The following is a 20,712-nucleotide window of genomic DNA, read 5'->3' as shown; positions in this document are numbered from 1 at the left end:
ACCGTACGTTTCTTCTTCATCGGCATATCCATGGTCATTACCTCTCATGATATGCCTCGTACACAAATTTCCGGATAGGTCCGGCTTGGCTGGCGCCGCTGTTTTGCCGGCGTAGCCGGCGAAACAGCGCCGCCTCACGACAAGCCAAACCCCCAAGCCACCCCCCTACTATCTCCCCCCTCACCGAGCCTGAACTCCGCAACCGCCTCCGCCAGCGTATGAGCCTGTTCATTCAATAGCGAAGAAGCCGCTGCAGCCTGCTCCACCAGCGCGGCATTCTGCTGCGTTGCCTGCTCCATCTCTTCAACCGCCTGGTTGATCTGGCTGATGCCCGTGGCCTGCTCACCCATGGACGTACTGATCTCGGCAATAAACGCAGTGACCTGACGAATACCGTCGACGATCTCGTTCATCGCCTCGCCCGCTGCCTGCACCCGTTGCGCCCCCGACTGGACGCTGACATCCGAAGCCTCGATCAGCGCCTTGATCTCCTTGGCGGCCGTCGCGCAGCGATGGGCCAGGCTGCGCACTTCGTTCGCAACCACCGCAAAGCCCTTGCCGTGCTCGCCCGCGCGTGCCGCTTCGACCGACGCATTCAATGCCAGGATATTGGTCTGGAAGGCGATGCCGTCAATCACGCCAATGATCTCCACGATCTTGACGGAAGAATGCGCAATCTCCTCCATCGTCGCCACCACGTCGGAAACCACCGAACCCCCTCGCGCGGCGGCCTCGCTGGCGGATGATGCCAGGCGCGTGGCCTGCTCCGTCGCCTCGGCGGAGCGCCGCACCGAACCCGTCAGCTCGGACAGCGAAGCGACCGTCTCCTCCAGATTGCTGGCCGCCATCTCGGTCCGCCGCGACAGGTCCTGGTTGCCGGCCTCGATCTCCCGGGTCGCGATCCTGACGGACTCGCTGCCATGGCGGATCCGCAACAGCACGCCGCCAAGTTTTTCGACAAAGGTATTGAAAGAGACGGCAATCTGCGTGACCTCGTCACGGCCCGCGGCAGGCAGGCGTTGCGTCAGATCCCCGTCACCGGAGCCAATCTCGTTCATCGCGTCCCGCACGCCGGACAGCCGGCGAAATGCCTGAGCGGTAAGTACGCCGCTAAGCTCGGCTGCAGCGATGGCCAGCAGCACGATGGCGATGGCAGAGGCCTTGACCACGCTGTCCAGCGCAGCCGTGGCTTCTGCCTTGTCGAGTGCAACGACCAGTTGCCAGTCGGTGCCGTGAACAGGTTTGGCGCGCAGCAGCTTTGACACGCCATCCAGCTTCACCTCAAGCGGAGCCGTCTCTTTCGCCAGCGATGCCAGGGTCAGCGGCGTGAGTGCCGGCGACAGCTCGGCCGCCGGCTTGCGCAGGTACTTGTCCTGCGGGTGCGCCAGGATGGTTCCGTCCTTGTCCACCACGAAGCCCAGGCTCTGCGGGGTCGGATGAACTGCGGCAACGACGTCGCGCACGCCATCGAGCGACACGACAGCCGAAACCACGCCATCCAGGGCGCCGTCGCGCAGGATCGGTGCGGCAAACGAGACGAAGGGCTTGCCGCTCGCAGCATCGGCGTATGGCCGGGACACAATCTGTTTCCCTGCCGCCACAGTTTCCTTGTACCAGGGGCGGGCGGTGGGATCGAAGCCCTCCGGCATCCGGTCCTTGCTGGACACGAAGGACTTGTCCTTCCAGCCAGCCGTGGTAATCGGGAATGCGCCGGCTTTTTGCAGCTGCCGAACCAAGCCGTGCGGGTCGCCGGGTGCAATTTGCCCGGCCGCGGCATCCACCATCGTCGACTTTGCCGCCACCCATTCATCGAGAGCCAGTGCATGGCCTGTCGCGATGGCGTCGAGATTTTGCTGAATCGTTTCGAGATTGCTGTGACGAACGATGACGTATGTCACGCCAGCGGTCAGCGCCAGTGCGGTCACGACGATGCCGGTGGAAATGGCCTGAATCTTTGAGCGAATGGATGGAAGCATACGAAGGTAAGGATCTCGATCGCGCAGGGCGGCGATAAACCAAAAAAAGCCCGGAAAAACCGGGCTGATTGCGCAAGCTCGTGACCGCTCAGAACTTGTGGCGAATGCCCACGACAGCGCCGAACTGGTTCTTGCCCGGCACCACTTGTTCACTTGACGATGCGCCGAGCACATCGTTGAACCCGTTCACGCCCAGCGCCGAACGTGCATTGCTATTCACCGCGTACGCCATGGATGCGTACAGGTCGGTGCGCTTCGAGAAGAGATAGTCGGCAGTGGCCACGAACTGCCAGGGGTTGCCAACGTGGGCGTTGGCAAGATTCTGGTAGTACGCGGCGCCGGTCAGCGAGAAGGACGGTGTCAGTTGATAACCCAGGCCAGCCCAGGCAAGGTTGGCATAGGTATTCGCAGCACCGGCAGTCCCGGGCAGGGAAGCGCCATTGAACGAGCGCGCATAGCGGTAGCCGGCATAGAGCTTGGCCGGGCCGAATGCATAGGTGCCGGCAAGCGCCGCGCGACGGATCAGCTGGTTGCTGGTCAGTGCGGCGGCAGACGACTGGTTGGTCTGGTCATACACGGCGCCGACCGAGAACGGACCGGCGGCGTACACGGCCATCAGCGAGTACTCGCGGCCATTGGTGAAATTGCCGGGGACTTCCGCGTTGTTGTAGTTGAAGCTGTACAGGCCAGTCACAGTCAGGCCACCAAAGGTGCCGACATACTTGGCCGAGTTGTCCGCACGCTGGCCAAGCATGAACGGATCCTGTGCGCCGATGGCGAAACGGCCAGCGTTGCCCATCGGGTCGAAGGCGCCGGAGAAATCCCAGAACGGAGCCGTGTGGCGTCCCAGGGTCAACTGGCCCCACCGGCTTTGCAAGCCTACGTACGCGGCGCGACCGAACAACCGACCGCCCTGGGCCATTTTTCCGTCATCCGTGTTGAAGCCGCTCTCCAGCGTAAAGATGCCTTTCAGGCCGCCGCCCAGATCCTCTAACCCGCGCAGGCCCCAGCGCGAACCCGACTGGTTGCCCGATTGCATGGCCACCAGACTGGAACTGGCCTTGGCTGCATTCGGGACGCTATTCAGGTATTCGATACCGGCGTCAACGACGCCGTAGAGCGTCACGCTGGATTGGGCACAGGCGCCAGCCGATGCAAGCAGACCAGCGGAAATGGCGATTAGTTTGAGCCTCATGTTTTCCTTGTTTGAAAGTTCTTAGCGATGCGCTAATGGAGGCGATTGGCCCGGTGCGGCTGTGCCGGCCCTTTGCGCAGCCTCCTCTGCGCAAAGGGCACGGCCGACAGGTATCTGCGGACGTCCGGACTTGGCTTGCCGGACTTCGCCGTCAGACCGGGATCTTCTTCTCGTAGTCGATGCTGGTGGATGCGAGCAGCAGGCCGACCCCGCAGGCGGCAAAGAACATCAGCGCCAGGAAGTAGGAGCCGGTGGCCTGCACGATCAGGCCGACGATGATCGGCACGCTGATGCCGGCGATATTGCCGCCCAGGTTCATCACGCCGCCGAGGAAGCCGACCTTGTTGCGGGTGCCCAGCATCGACGGCACCGACCAGAACAGGCCGCACCAGCGCAGGAAGAACAGGGTGGAAGACAGCAGCACCACAACCATCACGGGGTCGGTGACGTAGGCCACCGAGAAGATCGACACCGTGGCCACCACGGCGGCGATGCCGAACAGCGTGCGCATCACGACGTTGGGACGTCCTCCGGCTTCCTTCCACTTGTCGGCAATCCAGCCGCCGATCAGTTCGCCGACAAACCCCGCGAAGAAGATGAGGAAGCTGGCGCCGCCCATCTGCTTGAGGTCGAAGCCGCGGGCCTTGCTCAGGTAGGTGGGCATCCAGGTCAGCAGGCCGTAGAACACGGCGTTGAAGCACATCCAGCTGATGGCCATGCACCACACCGAGCGGTACTTGAAGAAGTCGAGCGAACGGCCACTCAGGTTGGCCGGCTCCGCGCTGTGCTCCAGTGCAAGCGCGTCCTCGATATGACGGGCTTCCTGTTCATTGACGCCACGGTGTTCGCGCGGGGAATTGCGGATGTACCACCACGCCACGAAACCAGCGAGCACGGTGCCGACGCCGGCGACCACGAACGACATGCGCCACGAGCCGAGTTCGCTGATCAGCCCGGCGATGATGAGCGAACCAAGCGCCGCGCCCAGCGGTGCGCCGCCATCCAGCAGCGTGGCGCCGCGGCCGCGCTCGTTCCTGGTCATCCAGATGGCATTGAGCTTGCCGCCGACCGGGTAGATCGGCGCTTCGGCGGCACCGAGCCCGAGCCGGGTCAGCATCAGCGAGGTGGCGTTGGTGCAGGCCGCCGCGATCGCCTGGAAGAAGCCCCAGAACACCGTGGCGCAGGCGATCACGATGCGCGGCTTGTACTTGTCTGCCAGCATGCCGCCCGGCACCTGCATGAAGGCGTAGGTCCAGAAGAACGAGCTGAGGATCAGCCCCTGCATGGCGGGGCTCAGGTCGAACTCCTTCGCGATCAGCGGCATGGCCACCGACAGCGAGGCCCGGTCGATGTAGTTGATGGCCACCAGCAGCAGCATCATCAGGAAGATCTTCCAGCGCACGCTGCTGCGCGGAATCGCCAGCGTCGTGGCGGTGCTCGTGGATTGCATGACGGGGGTCTCCTTGTCCTTGTGTCCTTCGATTTGAGGCGTTTTGTTTAAGGGGTCGCGCAACCGGCCGGAGTATAGGATACGTAATCTTTAATTACAATCGTCGTAAGTGCATGATTTATATGTGTTGTTAATATGGTAAGTCACTATATCGACGGAAACTTGCTTAGGGCGCGAAGGCGATGCACCGGTCGGGGAATACGCTGAGGGCATGTTTCCGCAGGTCCCGGATCACTGTATATTCATACAGCCCCGCAATTTCCCCCGTCCTGCGCCTTGTCCGCCACGCCACCCGATCCGCTGCGCTATACCGTCGCCGTTCGCACGCTATGCGAATTCACGGCCAAGGCGGGCGACCTCGACCTGCGCTTCACGCCCTCGCCCACCGGGCAGGAAGGCGTGGCAGGCCACGGCGTGGTCACCAGCCGCCGCGGGCCTGGCTATGAGTCCGAGGTAGCGCTGTCGGGCGAGTTCGAAGGCCTGCGCGTGCGTGGCCGTGCCGATGGCTACGATCCCGTGGCCAACCGCATCGAGGAAATCAAGACGGTACGCGGCGACAAGGCCGAGATTCCGCGCAACCACCAGGCCCTGCACTGGGCCCAGGCGAAGATCTACGGCTGGCTGCTGTGCGAAGCGCGCAAGCTCGCGCAGATCGACGTAGCGCTGGTCTATTTCGACATCCTGAGCCAGCGCGAGCGCGTGCTGAAGGAACGCTGCGACGCCGCGGCGCTGCGTGCGTTCTTCGAAGACAGCTGCCGCCGCTTCATGCAGTGGGCGGAACGGGAAATCGCCCATCGCAGCGATCGCGATGCGGGGCTGCAGGCACTGGCCTTTCCGCACGCCACGTTCCGCGACGGGCAGCGCCTGCTGGCCGAATCGGTCTACAAGGCCAACGCCAGCGCACGCACGCTGCTGGCGCAGGCACCCACCGGCATCGGCAAGTCGATCGGCACGGTGTTTCCGGCGCTGAAGGCCATGCCCACCCAGCGCATCGACAAGATCTTCTTCCTGTCCGCGCGCTCGACGGGCCGCGCGGTTGCGCTGCAGGCCACCGCGCAGCTGCGCCGCCGGGCCGATGACGCGCCGCTGCGCGTGCTGGAACTGATGGCACGCGACAAGGCGTGCGAGCATCCGGACCTGGCCTGCCATGGCGACTCATGCCCGCTGGCGAAAGGCTTCTACGACCGCCTGCCCGCCGCGCGCGACGCCGCCAGCCATGCCGCGCTGCTCGATGGCCACACCGTGCGCGAGATCGCTCGCACGCACGAGGTCTGCCCCTACTACCTCGCCCAGGAGATGATCCGCTGGAGCGACCTGGTGGTGGCCGACTACAACTACTATTTCGATCGCAGCGCGATGCTGTATGCGCTGGCCGCGCTGAACGAATGGCGTGTCAGCGTGCTGGTGGACGAAGCGCACAACCTGGTCGAACGCGGCCGCGCCATGTACACGGCCACGCTCGACCACGCCGCCTTCCGCGGCGTGCGGCTGTCGGCGCCGGGCACGCTCAAGCGCGACATGAACCGGGTCTACCGGCAATGGAACGCGCTCGCCAGATCCGGCGAGGCCGCCTACGAAACTTGCGATGAAGAACCCGCCGCTTTCATCGAGGCACTGGCCCGGCTATGCACCGCCATCATCGACGACATGAGCGAGCATCCGCAGCGGCACGACGTCACGCTTGAGCGTTTCTATTTCGATGCGATGCACTTCCTGCGCCTGTCCGAGCAGATGACGGAATACGGCGGCAAGCATTCGCTGTTCGATATCACGCGCGCGCCGCGCCACCGCAGCGGCGTGGATGCCGCGCTGTGCGTGCGCAACCTGCTGCCCGCGCCGTACCTCGCGCCGCGCTTCGCGGGCGCGCATTCGACCACGCTGTTCTCGGCCACGCTGCAGCCGGCCGACTACTACCGCAACCTGCTGGGCGTGCCAGGCAGTGCCGTGTGGGTGGAGGTGCCATCGCCGTTCCAGGCAGAGCAGCTCGACGTGCGCGTGGCGCGCCATATCTCCACGCGCTATGCCCACCGGCAACGTTCGCTGCCGGCCATCGTCGCGCTGATGGCCGACCAGTTCGCGCAGCGCCCCGGCAACTATCTGGCGTTCTTCAGCAGCCATGATTACCTGCAGCAGGCGGCGGCGTTGCTGGCCGAACTCCATCCCGGTATCCCGACGTGGTCGCAGGCACGCGGCATGACCGAGGCCGGCCGGGCCGCCTTCCTCGATGCGTTCGCTCCGGGCGGCCGGGGCATCGGCTTCGCCGTACTGGGCGGCGTGTTCTCGGAGGGGGTTGATCTTCCCGGCGACCGGCTGATCGGCGCCTTCGTGGCCACGCTGGGCCTGCCCCAGGTGAACCCCGTCAACGAACAACTGCGCGAGCGCATGGAAGCCGCCTTCGGCGCGGGCCATGGCTATGACTACGCCTACCTGTATCCGGGCCTGCGCAAGGTGGTGCAGGCCGCCGGCCGCGTGATCCGCACCCGCGAGGACCGCGGCGTGGTGTGGCTGATCGATGACCGTTACGCGCGTCCCGAGGTGCAGGACATGCTGCCGGCATGGTGGAAGGTTCCAGCAAGGAAGCCACAACGGCGGCCCGCAGACGCTTCAGTCGAATAACCGCCCGCTCGGCTGGCAGGCGGTCATCAAAGTGCCGGGTTACCGGGTTACGGCGTGTGTGGCGTCGGTCTCGGACGCGGCGCCGGATAAGGGGGCCTAGATCCACCGACCGGCACCTCGATGTATGGCGCGACGACGACCGGATACTGCGACGCGTCGGGTGTCATGCCGGGGTGCGATCCTGCCGCGTCACGTGGCGAGAGCGGGCCCGTCTGCAGCCCGGTGCCGCCGCGCTTGCCATCGCTGATGCCGCTTTGGGTATCCAGCACAAGCGGCTTGCCATCCGCCGGCGCGGCAAACACTGCCGAGGATGCCGCGGCCAGCAGCATCGCAACCGACGCGGCTCTCAGCGCGTGGAACATGGGTGAAAGCATGAACGCTCCTGTTGATCGTGTCGAAGCTGGCTGCCACCGGGGCGATGGGTCTGGTGGTGCGATTCGTATGCCGCAGTATATGCCCCCTGGTAGCCGTCCTCTGCGCGCAATTCGCCACATCTTTTTCTCAATATATGAGATCAAATCTTATATGTTGATATTTAAGAGAGCGAGGAGTAATCTTGCGTCGCAGCGCAGGGGCAAACCCGGACCGGATCGGCGATGTCCTGGCCTGCGACAGACAGCACTTCACAAAAAGCGGGTCCGTCGCCATGGCGGCCCGAAGACGGAGGCTCCATTGGCAAATCGGAAACTGAAGGCCGCGATCATCGGATCGGGCAATATCGGCACGGATCTGATGATCAAGATCCTGCGCCACGGCAAACACCTGGAAATGGGCGCAATGGTCGGCATCGACCCGGCCTCGGACGGCCTCGCGCGGGCGGCCCGCATGGGCGTGGCCACCACGCATGAAGGCGTGGAAGGCTTGCTGAACCTCCCCGTCTTCCGCGACATCGACGTGGTGTTCGACGCCACCAGCGCGGGCGCCCACGTCAGGAACGACGCGCGGCTGCGCGAAGTGAAGCCGGACATCCGCATGATCGACCTGACGCCGGCGGCCATCGGCCCGTACTGCGTGCCCGTGGTCAACCTCGAAGCCCGTCTCGATGCGCGCAACGTGAACATGGTCACCTGCGGCGGACAGGCCACCATCCCGATGGTCGCCGCGGTATCGCGCGTGGCGAAGGTGCACTACGCGGAGATCGTCGCGTCGATCAGCAGCAAGTCGGCCGGACCCGGCACGCGGGCCAACATCGACGAGTTCACCGAGACCACGTCGAAGGCCATCGAGGTGATCGGCGGCGCCACCAAGGGCAAGGCCATCATCGTGCTGAACCCGGCGGAGCCGCCGCTGATCATGCGCGACACGGTCTATGTGCTGAGCGATGCCGCCAGCCAGACGGAAGTCGAGGCGTCGATCAACGACATGGCCGCCGCCGTGCAGGCCTATGTGCCGGGCTACCGGCTGAAGCAGAAGGTGCAGTTCGATGTGATTGCATCCGATGCACCGCTCAACATTCCTGGCCTGGGCCGCTTCAGCGGGCTCAAGACCTCGGTGTTCCTGGAGGTGGAAGGCGCGGCCCACTACCTGCCCGCCTACGCCGGCAATCTCGACATCATGACCTCCGCCGCACTCGCCACTGCCGAACGCATGGCGCAATGCGCTCTGAACGCCTGAGGAGACGCGCCATGGCTTTCAATCCCGGCAAGAAACTGTATATCTCCGACGTGACGCTGCGCGATGGCAGCCACGCCATCCGCCACCAGTACTCGATCCAGAACGTCAAGGACATCGCCCGCGCGCTGGACCAGGCACGCGTCGATTCGATCGAAGTGGCGCACGGCGACGGCCTGCAGGGCTCCAGCTTCAACTATGGCTTCGGCGCCCACACCGATCTCGAATGGATCGAAGCGGTCGCGGGCGAGATCGAACACGCGAAGATTGCCACGCTGCTGCTGCCCGGCATCGGCACGATCCACGATCTCGAAAACGCCTACAAGGCCGGCGCGCGCATCGTGCGCGTGGCCACGCACTGCACGGAAGCCGATGTGTCGCGCCAGCACATCGAACGCGCACGCGAGCTCGGCATGGACACCGTGGGCTTCCTGATGATGAGCCACATGACCACGCCGGAGAACCTCGCTGTCGAAGCGAAGAAGATGGAGTCGTACGGCGCCACCACCATCTACGTGGTGGACTCGGGCGGCGCGCTGGGCATGCAGGACGTGCGCGACCGCTTCCGCGCGCTGAAGGCGGTACTCGACCCGAACACGCATACGGGCATCCACGCCCACCACAACCTGTCGCTCGGCGTGGCCAATTCGATCGTGGCCGTGGAAGAAGGCTGCGACCGCATCGATGCATCGCTGGCCGGCATGGGCGCCGGCGCGGGCAATGCGCCGCTGGAAGTGTTCATCGCCGCCATCGAGCGCCTGGGCTGGGAGCACGGCACCGACCTGTACAAGCTGATGGACGCCGCCGACGATATCGTGCGCCCGCTGCAGGACCGCCCCGTGCGCGTGGATCGCGAAACGCTGGCACTCGGCTATGCCGGCGTCTATTCGAGCTTCCTGCGCCACTCCGAAGTCGCCGCGAACAAGTATGGCCTGAAGACCGTGGACATCCTCGTCGAACTGGGCAAGCGCCGCATGGTGGGCGGCCAGGAAGACATGATCGTCGACGTCGCGCTGGACCTGCTCAAGCACGCCTAAGGCAAGCAGCGTTGCACCGCTGGTGGGTCGCCCGCCAGCGGCGTTACACTTCATGCCATGTCAAGAACGCCAAGCCCCAATCGAACCCTGGCCAGCCAGACGCTGTTTCGCGGACTGGATGTGGTCGACGCCGTTGCCGACGGCTGCCAGTCCGTGCAGGAAATCGCCGACCGCACCGGCGTGGCGTTCAGCACCACGCATCGCCTGGCCTCGGCACTGGTGCAGGCCCGCTATCTGCAGTTCGAACCGCGCCGCGGCTATCGCCTGGGCGCCCGCCTGCTGGAGCTTGGCTTCGCCGCCTACCGCGATTCCGACATCGCCCGCAGCGCACGGCAGAACATCGAACAGCTTGCCGATGAGACCCGCGATACCGTTCACCTGGCCATGCTCGACGGCGACGAGATCATCTATCTCGACAAGATCGACGCCCAGCGGCCGATCGGCGTCAACTCACGCATCGGCGGACGCAAGCCGGTCTGCTCGACCGGTGTCGGCAAGGCGCTGATCCTCGACGAAGGCGAGGCATCCTGGCGCAAGCGCTACCAGTACGATGCCGAGCGCGGCAACATCAACTTGCCGCTCGAGACCTGGCTGGCCGGCATGCACGCCTACGCGCAAGGCGGCTACGCATTCGACCTGGAAGAAAACGCTCCGGGCATCCGCTGTGTCGCGGTACCGATCCGCGATGCCAGCGGCAAGACCGTGGCCGCCGTCAGCGTCACGGGCACCGCCGATTCCACCGACGAGGCACGTTTGCGCGCGCTGATTCCCACGGTACGCGGGGCGGCGCAGGCCATCAGCGCGAAGCTGGGCGGCACGCTTGGGTGACGTCTGCGGGGTGACGTCTGCGCCCCGACACCGCAAAGCCCCACGGCCGTCACTTCGGAAGCCTGGCCCGCCGTTTGCCGGAATCAATGCTCTTCGGAGGCACTGAAACGCCGCCTGTAGTCACCGGGACTCGTTCCAAGCCTTGTGCGGAAATGATTGCGCAATGTGGCCGCGGCGCCGAAGCCCACTTGCACCGCAATATCGTCCAGCGATAGACCGGTCTCTTCGAGCAATACCCTGGCACGGCTGATCCGTTCGATCAGCAGCCACTCCCCCGGCGGCATGGCCATCATGTTGACGAAGTGGCGCTGGAAGGTGCGGGCACTCATGGCCGCTTGCTCCGCCATCCTGACAATCGGCCAGTCTTCTCCAAGGGTTGCGCGCACCGCATCCAGCAGCGGGGCCAGCGAAGCGCTGCTGCGCTTCGACACCGGCTCCGCAATGTACTGGGCCTGACCGCCTTCACGGTGCGGAGGCATGACCAGCCGGCGTGCGACCTGATTGGCAGCGCGCGGACCAAAGTCCCGGCGGATCAGGTGCAGGCACAGGTCGATTCCCGCGGCACTTCCGGCGGAAGTCAGGACATCGCCGGCATCGACGTAGAGCACGTCCGCCTCCACCCGCACTTGCGGATACCGCTGCGCGAGTGCTGCCGCATGACGCCAGTGCGTAGTCGCGCGCTTGCCGTCGAGCAATCCCGCGGCGGCCAATACAAAAGCGCCGGTGCAGATCGACATGACTCTCGCCCCGCGCTTGTTCGCCTTGCGCAAGGCGCGGCAAAGCGCCTCCGGCACTTCGGCTTCGATCCCGCGCCAGCCGGGAATGATGATCGTATTCGCCTTCGACAGCAGATCCAGACCGCCGTCGGCCTGCACCTGGATGCCACCCGCCCCGCGCAACGTCCCGGGATCGGCCGAGCATGTCGCGAAGCGATACCACTCGTCGCCCATTTCCGGCCGGGGCAGACCGAATACTTCAACGGCGCTGCCGTATTCGAAAAGGCTCAGGCCATCGTAGACGACGACGGCTACCAACCCGCCTTTGGCATTGGATTGCGCTTTGTTTCCTGGCACGAAAGAGATCGATTGAAGTAGCGATTGAGACGACCTGGCGGGGGAGATCAGCGCGCCATCTTTCACGCGATTCACCCTGCAGCGCATTTTGGCATGATCCGGACGTTAATTGTCGTTCGTGCCACTAGTGGGTTTACCTACCCGACCCTATCCTTTGTCCGGTGGTTGGCGGCCCGGCAAACATCGGGAACTGCGTACACCACCAACTTCAACCTTCAATCCATAGTGAGAGACAACGTGAAAGACAAGCTACTGATGCTCCGCCCTGGCTTCTATCAAGGCTCGGAAGGCCCCTTCTACTGCGGCGATGCCATTGCAGTCGAAGGCCTGCTGAGCTTCTTCCCGCAGTTGCGCAGCGAAATCGATGTCGAGTACATCGATGCGCCGCGGCCGCGCCAGGCGATTGTCGAGTTGATCGGCGAAGCCAACCAGTCCGCCCCCGTGCTGGTGATCGGCGCCGGGCGCGCGCTGGTCGACGACAGCGTGGAGGTCCGCATGGTCGGCCAGACCCGGTTCATCGATTCCCCCGACCAGATCCGTCGATACCTGTCGTCGCAATATGGCGTAGCACGCCCGGCTGGCTGAGCGCGGATAGCGAAGCCGTTGCCAGTGGGAGAGGCTTCTTGCACTTCCTTCCGGATATCGGGAACTCCGTTGCCTTTATCCCGATATGCGGAGAAAAATATTCCACGAGCAGGCTTCGCCTCGCTGTCTTTTGAAAGTTTTTTCCCCTGACGGATCACTACGATTTCCCTCACGGCCTGGACGACACAGCGTCTCGACAAGACGCCGGTCTCGAGGTCGGCGGGGGCGCCCGTTACCGATCAGGAAAGTCGTCGTTTCACAGAACCTGTCGGGCACTGATGCTGCCCTTCGACAATACCTATAACCACATTGGAGACAAGGCATGAAGCTGCTGCAATCGCTGTTGCAAGGCGCGCTACTGGCGACCGTCCTCGGTTTCACCGCACCTGCCGTACAGGCTGAAGACCTGCTCGATACCGTCAAGGCCAGCGGCGTCCTGAAGGTCGGCATGGAGGGCACGTACCCGCCGTTCGGCTATCGGAACGCCCAGGGCCAGCTCGATGGCTTCGACGTCGCGGTGGCCCGGGCGGTGGCGGACAAGATGGGCCTCAAGGTCCAGTTCATCACCACCGAGTGGAGCGGCATCATCGCGGGCCTGCAGGCCGGCAAGTTCGACGTTATCGTCAACCAGGTCAGCATGACGCCGGCACGCAGGCGGGCGCTCGATTTCACGCAGCCCTACGTCTATTCCGCGGTGCAGGTACTTCAGCGCAGCGACGACAAGCGCGAGTTCGGGTCCCTGGAAGAGCTGAAGGGCAAATCCGTCGGCGTCACGCTGGGCAGCAACTACGCCGACCTGGCGAAATCGGTGTCGGGCATCCAGGTGCAGACCTATCCGGGCACCTCGGAAAACCTGCGCGATCTCGCGGCCGGCCGCATCGATGCCGCGCTCAATGATCGCCTGATGCTGCCGTACCTGATCAAGAACGCGAACCTGCCGCTACGTACCGGCGCGCTGCTGGCCGGCACAAAGCTGGAGATGGGTATTCCCTATCGCAAGGGCAATCCCAGGTTCGCCAAGGCGATTGACGACGCCCTCAACGCGCTGCAGCGGGACGGCACCTTGCGCAAGCTGTCCGTTCAGTGGCTTGGCACCGATGCCAGCCAACCCCTCGCACAGTAATCACCGCCACGCCTGACAACACGCCCGTCCCGTCAGGCGCGGGCGTGCCTGGCCACAGCAATGGATCGCACCATGAGCCCTTTTGATCTGATTATTCATGCCTCGCCGTTGCTCCTGCAAGGCGCCGCGATCACCGTGAAGTTTGCCCTGGCCTCGATGGTCTTCGGCCTGCTGGTCGGGATCGTTGTCGCCATCATGGGCATCAGCGCCAGCCCTGTCCTTAGCGGCATTGCACGCGCCTATGTCAGCGTCATGCGCGGTACGCCGCTGCTGGTGCAGATGTTCGTCGTCTACTATGGCCTGCCGGACCTCGGCATCTCGCTGGACCCGACCAGCGCGGGCATCCTGACCCTCACGGCCAACGCCGGCGCCTACCTCTCGGAAAGCATGCGCGGCGCGATCCTGGGCATCAGCCGCGGGCAATGGAGCGCGGCGCACAGCCTCGGGCTGAGCCACCTGCAGACGCTGCGTTACATCGTCTGCCCGCAGGCCTTGCGGCTGGCCGTGCCGAGCCTCGGCAACACGCTCATCAGCCTGATCAAGGACACCTCGCTGGTGTCGGTCATCACCGTGACCGAGTTGCTGAGATCGTCGCAGGAGATCATTGCCTCCACGTTCCAGCCGCTTCCCTTGTACCTGTCGGTGGCAGCCATCTACTGGCTGCTCAGCACGGGACTGTCGTGGGTGCAGCGGCGCATCGAGGCGCGGCTGACGCTGCGCGTGACACGCTGATCTCGCGCTCCGCCAAAGCACTACAACCACAAACTGCAAGCAGGAGACAAGACAATGATTGCCCTCGAAGGCGTATCGAAATGGTACGGTCAGTTCAAGGTGCTGGATGCATGCAGCACGCGTGTGGAGAAAGGCGAGGTCGTGGTCATCTGCGGCCCGTCGGGGTCCGGCAAGTCAACGCTGATCAAGACGGTGAACGGGCTGGAATCGTTCCAGCAGGGCCGGATCAGCGTGGACGGCGTCAGCGTCGGGGATCCGAAGATCAACCTTGCGCAGTTGCGCTCGCGGGTCGGCATGGTGTTCCAGCATTTCGAGCTGTTCCCGCACCTGAGCATTCTCGACAACCTTTCGCTGGCGCAGGTCAAGGTACTGAAGCGCGGCAAGGACGAGGCCCGCGAGAAGGGCTTGAGGCTGCTGGAGCGCGTCGGCCTGAAAACGCATGCCGCCAAGTTCCCCGCGCAGCTTTCCGGCGGACAGCAACAGCGCGTTGCCATCGCACGCGCCTTGTCGATGGATCCTGTCGCCATGCTGTTCGATGAACCCACATCGGCACTCGACCCGGAAATGATCAACGAGGTGCTCGACGTCATGACGGGACTCGCTCGCGAAGGCATGACGATGATCTGCGTCACCCACGAAATGGGGTTCGCGAAGAAGGTTGCCAACCGCGTGATCTTCATGGATAGCGGCGCCATCGTCGAGGACACAGGCAAGGAAGCCTTTTTCGGCGATCCCAAGTCAGCCCGTGCAAAGGAGTTCCTGGCGAAGATCCTGCACTGATGCAGGCGTGCTGGCTGGCATGAAGACGGAAGTCGGGGAGTCGCTCCCCTGGCGGCATCCGCCTTGCCTGGTTTACCTCCCCAGAGTCCAAACCCATGAAAATCTCGGATCGCATTGCTTCATTTTCACGCCTCGAACTGGTTGGCGCGGCCACACCCCTGCAGAAGCTCGAGCGCTTGTCCGGCATGCTCGGTCGCGATGTCTATATCAAGCGCGATGACACCACGCCACTCGCTTTTGGCGGGAACAAGCTGCGCAAGCTTGAATTCCTGGCGGCCGATGCCTTGCGCCACGGTGCCGATACGCTAGTGACTGCCGGCGCGATTCAGTCGAATCATGTCCGGCAGACAGCCGCCGTCGCAGCCCGTCTCGGACTGCGCTGCCACGCGTTGCTGGAAAATCCCACTGGCACCACCGACGCCGACTACCTGCACAGCGGCAACCGCCTGCTGCTCGACCTGTTCGACGCGCACGCTGAGCCGGTTGCTACGCTCGACAACGCCGACGCACAGCTGCAAGCGCTGGCTGAACGGCTGCGTAGCGACGGGTACAAGCCCTACATCGTCCCGATCGGCGGATCCAATCCGCTTGGCGCATTGGGATATGTACAGGCCGGCCTGGAACTCGCGCAGCAAGCCGAAGCGATGGGCATTTCATTCTCTGCCGTCGTGCTGGCGTCCGGGAGTGCCGGAACCCACGGGGGGCTTGCGCTGGCACTGGCCCATGCCATGCCCGATGCACAAGTCATCGGCATCACCGTCTCGCGAACTGTCGCGGCACAGGCACCCAAGGTGGCGGGCCTGATCGACGGAACGGCGGATTTGCTCGGCATCGAAGTGCCAGCGGATCTTCGGCTCGAACTGTGGGACGAATACTTCCTGCCCCGCTATGGTGAACCCAACCAGGCTGCGCTCGATGCCATCGGCCTGCTGGCCCGCACGGAGGGCGTGCTGCTCGACCCTGTCTATACGGCGAAAGCGATGGCCGGCTTGCTCGACGGCGTGATGCGCAAACGCTTCGATGGCGACGGTCCGCTGCTGTTCCTGCATACCGGCGGCGCTCCGGCGCTGTTCGCCTATCGCGACGCGCTCCAGGCGGCCCCACTCTAGCCGCCCGCCTGCGTATCAGACATCCCGGCGGCACTTGCAATACCGATGCCGCATCGAACATCCATGGAGATCCTATGAAGGAAAGCACCCAACTCGTTTGTGCCGGCCGCCACCCGGAGCGCTTTGGCGGCGTAGTGAACACCCCGATCTTCCGGGCATCGACCATCCTCGCGGGGTCGATGGCCGAATGGGAAGAGATGAAGCGCGCGCGCGCCGCGGAAGAACCCGGGGCCACTACCTATGGCCGCTATGGCACACCCACGACCCATGCGTTCGAAGAAGCCATGGCCGCCCTCGAAGGTGGACACCGATCGCTGGTCTTTCCTTCGGGCCTTGCCGCGATCAGTACGGCGCTGACCGCCCTGCTGTCGGCAGGCGACCATGTCCTCGTGAGCGACAGCGCCTATTCGCCGACACGCGCCTTCCTGGAGCGCGTCATGGCGCGCTTCGGCGTCGAAGTCGAGACTTATGATCCTGTTGACGGCAAGCCGATCGAGGCCCTGTTCCGGCCCAATACCCGCGTCGTCTATGTGGAATCGCCCGGCTCCGAGACCCTCGACATCCAGGATATACCCGCCATCTCCGCGGCGGCGCACAAGCACGGCGCTTATGTCGTCATGGATAACACCTGGGGGACGCCACTCTATTTCAAGCCATTCGCGCACGGCGTCGACGTCTCGATCCACGCCGCCACGAAATACATCGTGGGCCATTCCGACGCCATGCTCGGCGTGGTGACCTGCAATCGGGACACCTGGCCCCTGGTCAAGCAGACGACGCATGACCTGGGGCAGACTGCCGGCCCGGATGACATCTATCTGGCCCTGCGCGGCCTGCGTACCCTGGCCGTCAGATTGCAGCGTCACTGGCAATCCGGGCTGCACGTCGCGCAATGGCTGGAGCGTCAGCCGCAGGTCGAGGCGGTCCTGCATCCCGCATTGCCATCCCACCCGGGACATGCACTATGGAAGCGCGACTTTACCGGCGCCTGCGGCCTCTTCTCGGCGGTGCTGCGCACGAATTCGAAGGCGTCGCTCGCGGCCTTCATCGACGCGCTCGATCATTTCGGACTCGGTGTTTCCTGGGGTGGCTATGAAAGCCTCGCGATCCCGTTCACCCCGGGCAAGGGATGCACCGGCTCACGCTGGCCCTACCAGGGACAGGCAGTGCGTCTGCATGTGGGACTTGAGGACCCGCAGGACCTGATCGACGATCTCCAACGGGGTCTGCTGGCGCTCACCGTGCATGAGTCCCTGACGGAAAATGAAGACGTGGGCTCCGAGCCGATCGGCGCGACCTGACCTGCCCTGTTCACCCGCGCATGCGCAGCAGGTCAGTGTAGGAGACCAGCTTGCGCTTCTCCTTGGCAAGCGTCTTTCGTTTTGACGCCGCACGGGCGGGCTGCCCGCGTTCGAACTTGGCGGCAGCGCGTTCGTCCTCCCGTGCGTAGGTCCGCTCGCTCTTCGCATTGGCCTTCAGGCGATCAGCCTCCAGCCGCGCGGCAACACGCTCCTCGCGGGCGATATCGCGCGCGGCCGACAGGATTTCCGCCTTGAGCAGTTCGCGCCTTTGCTTCGCAGCGGCGCGGGCAGCCCGCAGCTGCTCCTTGCGCTGCCGCAGCCACTCCTGCCTGCTGACCGGCGCGGGCCTGGCCTCTGGCGGCACGCTCAGGCGCAAGGCCCGGCTGATCGCCACCTTCTCGGCCAGCAGCGTATGCCGCGTATTCTGTTTCGCATCACCCACGCTGCGTCATTCTCCAGACAGCAAATAAGTGGCGCCCAGCTATCACCAGTTGAAGTCTGTGAGCGCATTCCGGCAACCTTACCATGAGGTTCTGTAGCGCGCTCCGGTGAGGTGGGCCGAAGCCCATATCCTTGCCCCGCAGGCGCTCCTCCGACGGGACGGCCTGCCCGGTGGCGCTGAACCGAGGCGCGCAGCGCTACGGCATCGGAGCCGGCGCTTCCGGGCGCTGCCCGAGATTCCGTTCGATTTCCCTGACGGTATCCAGAAGCTTCGGGCGGATCTCCTCGTGCAGGCGTGCAACGGGAAAATAGCCCGCTGCCCCCGCCACGCTGATTGTCATCAAGGGCAGCCCCCTGCCCGGCCATAGTGGCGTGGCAATACCATGGACCTCCCTGATCCAGTTGCCGGCCGAGGTCGCGCATCCCGTGGCGCGATATTCCTCGATCGCCTTCAGGATGCCGCGCTCGGTGTGCGGCCAGTTGCCCTGATCCAGGTCCCGGATGCGTTCCATGAGGTCGGCCCTCTCGCTCGCAGGCAGCGCTGCCAGCAAAGCCATCCCCGACGCGCTGGTTCCCAGTGGAATGCGGGACCCGACATCGAGGCTGAGGGTGACGATCGACGTGCTGCGGCAGCACTCGAGATACAGCATCGAGAGCCGGTCGCGCGTCGTCAGCGCCACGACAGCGCCGGTTTCGGCTGCCAATGACCTCAGGTACGGTCGTGCCACCTGCCGCACGTCAAGATTGACCAGCATGGAACTGCCCAGCGCGGCCGTCGCCGTGCCAAGCCGGTACTTTCCGCTGTCCGGAACGAGATGCAGATAGCCGAGCTTCGTCAGGGTATAGGTGAGCCGGGTGACGGTCGATTTCGGCAGCCCGCAGCGCATGGCAATCTCGTGGTTGGCAAGGAAGCTGTCCTCGCTGCGAAAACAGCTGAGTACCTCAAGGCCCCGCGCCAGCGCCGTGACGAAATGCCGGTCCTGACTCTCGTCGCCCCGGGCCTCTTGCTCGGCGTCGTTGACGTCCGTGGCCAATGCGCGGCTCAACTCCTCTTGCTTCAATTCTGTTGCCATGCTGATTTTCCTTGCGCGATTGCCTCGCACGCTTGCGGCCGCTTCTACATATCACCCTTGGGCGGTTTTCCGTTGGGTGCCGCGGAAGCCGAACCAGCGCTCGGATCACTCGCTGCTCCAATGAACCGCTATGCAGTCTACAAGCTCGATATGCAGTCCGCAAGATGACAAATCTGCCGGTATCTTAAGAGCTCCTCGTTGACACTCGCAAAGGTGAAATCCATACTGACCCGCAATGCAGTTTGTTATTCCGCAGAATATTTACAAGGAGACACCATGAGTGAAAAAATGGCCATCCTCGTCGTCGGCGCAGGCGATGCGACGGGCGGCGCCATTGCCCGCCGCTTTGCACGCGAGGGATATATCGCGTGCGTCACAAGGCGTAATGCCGACAAGCTCGCGCCCCTGGTCGCCCAGATCGAAGCCGAAGGCGGCGTCGCCCATGCTTTCGGCTCGGACGCGCGCAAGGAAGAGGAAATGACGGCGCTGGTGCAGAACATCGAGGCGAACATCGCGCCGATCGAGATTGCGGTCTTCAACATCGGTGCCAATGTCCGCTTCGACGTCCTGGAAACGACCGCTCGCGTCTACTACAAGGTCTGGGAAATGGCGTGCTTTGCCGGCTTCCTGATGGGACGCGAGACGGCAAAGGTAATGGCACCCCGCGGCCGCGGCTCCATCTTCTTCACCGGTGCGACGGCCAGCCTGCGCGGCCGGGCGGGCTTCTCCGCGTTTGCAGGGGCCAAGCACGGACTGCGCGCGCTGGCGCAATCCATGGCCAAGGAACTTGGCCCCAAGGGCATTCACGTGGCCCATCCCATCATCGATGGCGCCATCGATACCGAGTTTATCCGCGAGACCTTCCCCGAGCGCTACGCCCTGAAGGATCGCGACGGCATTCTCAATCCCGAGCACATCGCCGACACCTACTGGATGCTGCACCAGCAACCGCGCGACGCGTGGACCCACGAACTCGACCTGCGCCCCTGGATCGAGGCCTGGTAATGCGTTGTGACTGGTTGAAGAACGCCACACTGGAGTGACATCAAATGAATACCCCCGTCGTGCAGTTCCACTTTGATTTTGGCAGCCCCAATTCGTACCTCTCTCACAAGGTCATCCCGTCCATCGAGCAGCGCACCGGGGTGAAGTTCGAGTATGTGCCAGTCCTTCTGGGAGGCCTGTTCCGGCTGACGGGCAACCGCTCGCCAGGTGAAGCCTTCGCGGGCATCAAGAACAAGCCGGAGTACGGTCAGCTGGAAATCACGCGCTTTGTCACGAAGCACGGACTCACTGCTTACGGGTTCAACCCGCATTTTCCCGTCAACACCCTGCAAATCATGCGTGGCGCGGTCGCGGCCCGGTTCGAGGGCTGCTTCGAGCGCTATGTCGATGCGGTGTTCTCGGCGATGTGGGAACAGGAAAAGAAGATGGACGATCCTGCAACGATCGCAACCGTGCTGCGCGAGGCCGGCCTCGATGCCGAGCGCCTGCTTGGACGGATAAGCGATCCGGAAATCAAGGAAATGCTGCTAAAGAACACACAAGCATCATTCGAGCGCGGCGCCTTCGGCTCGCCAACCTTCTTCGTCAATGACGAGATCTATTTTGGGAAAGACCGCTTGCGCGACGTCGAAGAAGAAATCGAGCGGATCAAGTCAGCGTAGCGTCAAAACTGCGCGAGCCGCCGCCCCAAAGCAAAAACCCCTCGCAGCACACGCTGTCGAGGGGTTTTGCATTGTAAGAGCCTGGCGATGACCTACTTTCACACGGGTAATCCGC

General features: G+C 63.9%; 19 protein-coding genes. 12 read left to right on the top strand and 7 right to left on the bottom strand.

All coding sequences use genetic code 11. The features are described from left to right. Positions 1-134: 134 nt before the first annotated feature. The 3 genes from AC3FNH_RS31815 to AC3FNH_RS31805 form a co-directional block, all read right to left on the bottom strand. The gene (locus tag AC3FNH_RS31815) at positions 135-1,976 is read right to left on the bottom strand and encodes a methyl-accepting chemotaxis protein (protein ID WP_488722916.1); all 1,842 of its coding nucleotides are present in this window, start codon (positions 1,974-1,976) and stop codon (positions 135-137) included. 88 nt (positions 1,977-2,064) lie between these two features. Then, positions 2,065-3,171 carry a porin gene (locus tag AC3FNH_RS31810; protein ID WP_276102943.1) on the bottom strand — a complete coding sequence of 369 codons (1,107 nt, stop codon included), beginning with the start codon at positions 3,169-3,171 and terminating at the stop codon, positions 2,065-2,067. A gap of 151 nt (positions 3,172-3,322) precedes the next feature. Then, positions 3,323-4,621, bottom strand: coding sequence for an MFS transporter (locus AC3FNH_RS31805; protein ID WP_488722915.1), 1,299 nt, complete (start codon positions 4,619-4,621; stop codon positions 3,323-3,325). A gap of 276 nt (positions 4,622-4,897) precedes the next feature. On the opposite strand from AC3FNH_RS31805, the gene AC3FNH_RS31800 reads away from it, so the two are divergent. Continuing rightward, on the top strand, positions 4,898-7,237 hold the full coding sequence (locus AC3FNH_RS31800; protein WP_488722914.1) for an ATP-dependent DNA helicase: 2,340 nt from the start codon (positions 4,898-4,900) through the stop codon (positions 7,235-7,237). 47 nt (positions 7,238-7,284) lie between these two features. Here the strand turns inward: AC3FNH_RS31800 and AC3FNH_RS31795 are convergent, their stop codons facing one another. Next, positions 7,285-7,611 (bottom strand): hypothetical protein, encoded by a 327-nt coding sequence (locus AC3FNH_RS31795; RefSeq protein ID WP_276102940.1) that lies wholly within the window; start codon positions 7,609-7,611, stop codon positions 7,285-7,287. A gap of 298 nt (positions 7,612-7,909) precedes the next feature. Between AC3FNH_RS31795 and AC3FNH_RS31790 the strand changes: the two genes are divergently transcribed. From AC3FNH_RS31790 to AC3FNH_RS31780, 3 genes are read left to right on the top strand one after another with little or no spacing between them, the layout of a single operon-like run. Then, on the top strand, positions 7,910-8,851 hold the full coding sequence (locus tag AC3FNH_RS31790; RefSeq protein ID WP_488722913.1) for an acetaldehyde dehydrogenase (acetylating): 942 nt from the start codon (positions 7,910-7,912) through the stop codon (positions 8,849-8,851). An 11-nt stretch (positions 8,852-8,862) separates the two neighbouring features. Then, complete coding sequence (gene dmpG / locus AC3FNH_RS31785) at positions 8,863-9,885, top strand: 4-hydroxy-2-oxovalerate aldolase (protein WP_276102939.1); 1,023 nt, start codon at positions 8,863-8,865, stop codon at positions 9,883-9,885. A 57-nt stretch (positions 9,886-9,942) separates the two neighbouring features. After that, the gene (locus tag AC3FNH_RS31780) at positions 9,943-10,713 is read left to right on the top strand and encodes an IclR family transcriptional regulator (RefSeq protein ID WP_488722912.1); all 771 of its coding nucleotides are present in this window, start codon (positions 9,943-9,945) and stop codon (positions 10,711-10,713) included. Between the two features lie 83 nt (positions 10,714-10,796). On the opposite strand, the gene ftrA is transcribed toward AC3FNH_RS31780, so the two are convergent. Beyond that, positions 10,797-11,786, bottom strand: coding sequence for a transcriptional regulator FtrA (gene ftrA / locus AC3FNH_RS31775; protein WP_488722917.1), 990 nt, complete (start codon positions 11,784-11,786; stop codon positions 10,797-10,799). A 237-nt stretch (positions 11,787-12,023) separates the two neighbouring features. Between ftrA and AC3FNH_RS31770 the strand changes: the two genes are divergently transcribed. From AC3FNH_RS31770 to metC, 6 genes are all read left to right on the top strand, one after another. Continuing rightward, the gene (locus AC3FNH_RS31770) at positions 12,024-12,371 is read left to right on the top strand and encodes a DUF3088 domain-containing protein (RefSeq protein WP_276102936.1); all 348 of its coding nucleotides are present in this window, start codon (positions 12,024-12,026) and stop codon (positions 12,369-12,371) included. A 322-nt stretch (positions 12,372-12,693) separates the two neighbouring features. Beyond that, entirely contained in the window at positions 12,694-13,494 is an 801-nt protein-coding gene (locus AC3FNH_RS31765; protein ID WP_488722911.1) for a transporter substrate-binding domain-containing protein, read from the top strand. Positions 13,495-13,566: 72 nt separating this feature from the next. After that, entirely contained in the window at positions 13,567-14,226 is a 660-nt protein-coding gene (locus AC3FNH_RS31760; protein WP_276102934.1) for an amino acid ABC transporter permease, read from the top strand. A gap of 54 nt (positions 14,227-14,280) precedes the next feature. After that, positions 14,281-15,006 carry an amino acid ABC transporter ATP-binding protein gene (locus tag AC3FNH_RS31755; RefSeq protein WP_488722910.1) on the top strand — a complete coding sequence of 242 codons (726 nt, stop codon included), beginning with the start codon at positions 14,281-14,283 and terminating at the stop codon, positions 15,004-15,006. A gap of 95 nt (positions 15,007-15,101) precedes the next feature. Then, positions 15,102-16,115: a D-cysteine desulfhydrase gene (locus AC3FNH_RS31750; protein WP_488722909.1), complete on the top strand. Its 1,014-nt coding sequence runs from the start codon at positions 15,102-15,104 to the stop codon at positions 16,113-16,115. A gap of 74 nt (positions 16,116-16,189) precedes the next feature. Continuing rightward, complete coding sequence (gene metC, locus AC3FNH_RS31745) at positions 16,190-17,416, top strand: cystathionine beta-lyase (RefSeq protein ID WP_488722908.1); 1,227 nt, start codon at positions 16,190-16,192, stop codon at positions 17,414-17,416. Positions 17,417-17,426: 10 nt separating this feature from the next. On the opposite strand, the gene AC3FNH_RS31740 is transcribed toward metC, so the two are convergent. Together AC3FNH_RS31740 and AC3FNH_RS31735 are read right to left on the bottom strand one after the other, a co-directional pair. Then, entirely contained in the window at positions 17,427-17,858 is a 432-nt protein-coding gene (locus AC3FNH_RS31740; RefSeq protein ID WP_276102930.1) for a hypothetical protein, read from the bottom strand. Positions 17,859-18,054: 196 nt separating this feature from the next. After that, entirely contained in the window at positions 18,055-18,930 is an 876-nt protein-coding gene (locus tag AC3FNH_RS31735) for an IclR family transcriptional regulator (RefSeq protein WP_488722907.1), read from the bottom strand. Between the two features lie 276 nt (positions 18,931-19,206). Between AC3FNH_RS31735 and AC3FNH_RS31730 the strand changes: the two genes are divergently transcribed. Both AC3FNH_RS31730 and AC3FNH_RS31725 read left to right on the top strand, forming a co-directional pair. Beyond that, the gene (locus AC3FNH_RS31730; protein WP_488722906.1) at positions 19,207-19,935 is read left to right on the top strand and encodes an SDR family oxidoreductase; all 729 of its coding nucleotides are present in this window, start codon (positions 19,207-19,209) and stop codon (positions 19,933-19,935) included. Positions 19,936-19,979: 44 nt separating this feature from the next. Further along, positions 19,980-20,597, top strand: coding sequence for a 2-hydroxychromene-2-carboxylate isomerase (locus AC3FNH_RS31725; RefSeq protein WP_488722905.1), 618 nt, complete (start codon positions 19,980-19,982; stop codon positions 20,595-20,597). The last annotated feature ends 115 nt before the right edge of the window (positions 20,598-20,712 follow it).

The organism is Cupriavidus sp. 22TCCZM01-5 (assembly GCF_057798915.1).
The sequence above is the reverse complement of the archived record's forward strand: the minus strand, read 5'-3'. Positions and strand labels throughout refer to the sequence as shown.

What these genes read in the sequence shown, in the direction of transcription:
- AC3FNH_RS31810 (WP_276102943.1), bottom strand. Translation starts at nt 3,171, where the DNA reads ATGAGGCTCAAACTAATCGCCATTTCCGCTGGTCTGCTTGCATCGGCT.
- AC3FNH_RS31750 (WP_488722909.1), top strand. Translation starts at nt 15,102, where the DNA reads ATGAAAATCTCGGATCGCATTGCTTCATTTTCACGCCTCGAACTGGTT.
- AC3FNH_RS31765 (WP_488722911.1), top strand. Translation starts at nt 12,694, where the DNA reads ATGAAGCTGCTGCAATCGCTGTTGCAAGGCGCGCTACTGGCGACCGTC.
- AC3FNH_RS31755 (WP_488722910.1), top strand. Translation starts at nt 14,281, where the DNA reads ATGATTGCCCTCGAAGGCGTATCGAAATGGTACGGTCAGTTCAAGGTG.
- AC3FNH_RS31760 (WP_276102934.1), top strand. Translation starts at nt 13,567, where the DNA reads ATGAGCCCTTTTGATCTGATTATTCATGCCTCGCCGTTGCTCCTGCAA.
- AC3FNH_RS31815 (WP_488722916.1), bottom strand. Translation starts at nt 1,976, where the DNA reads ATGCTTCCATCCATTCGCTCAAAGATTCAGGCCATTTCCACCGGCATC.
- AC3FNH_RS31735 (WP_488722907.1), bottom strand. Translation starts at nt 18,930, where the DNA reads ATGGCAACAGAATTGAAGCAAGAGGAGTTGAGCCGCGCATTGGCCACG.
- AC3FNH_RS31725 (WP_488722905.1), top strand. Translation starts at nt 19,980, where the DNA reads ATGAATACCCCCGTCGTGCAGTTCCACTTTGATTTTGGCAGCCCCAAT.
- AC3FNH_RS31780 (WP_488722912.1), top strand. Translation starts at nt 9,943, where the DNA reads ATGTCAAGAACGCCAAGCCCCAATCGAACCCTGGCCAGCCAGACGCTG.
- metC (WP_488722908.1), top strand. Translation starts at nt 16,190, where the DNA reads ATGAAGGAAAGCACCCAACTCGTTTGTGCCGGCCGCCACCCGGAGCGC.
- dmpG (WP_276102939.1), top strand. Translation starts at nt 8,863, where the DNA reads ATGGCTTTCAATCCCGGCAAGAAACTGTATATCTCCGACGTGACGCTG.
- AC3FNH_RS31795 (WP_276102940.1), bottom strand. Translation starts at nt 7,611, where the DNA reads ATGCTTTCACCCATGTTCCACGCGCTGAGAGCCGCGTCGGTTGCGATG.
- AC3FNH_RS31730 (WP_488722906.1), top strand. Translation starts at nt 19,207, where the DNA reads ATGAGTGAAAAAATGGCCATCCTCGTCGTCGGCGCAGGCGATGCGACG.
- AC3FNH_RS31805 (WP_488722915.1), bottom strand. Translation starts at nt 4,621, where the DNA reads ATGCAATCCACGAGCACCGCCACGACGCTGGCGATTCCGCGCAGCAGC.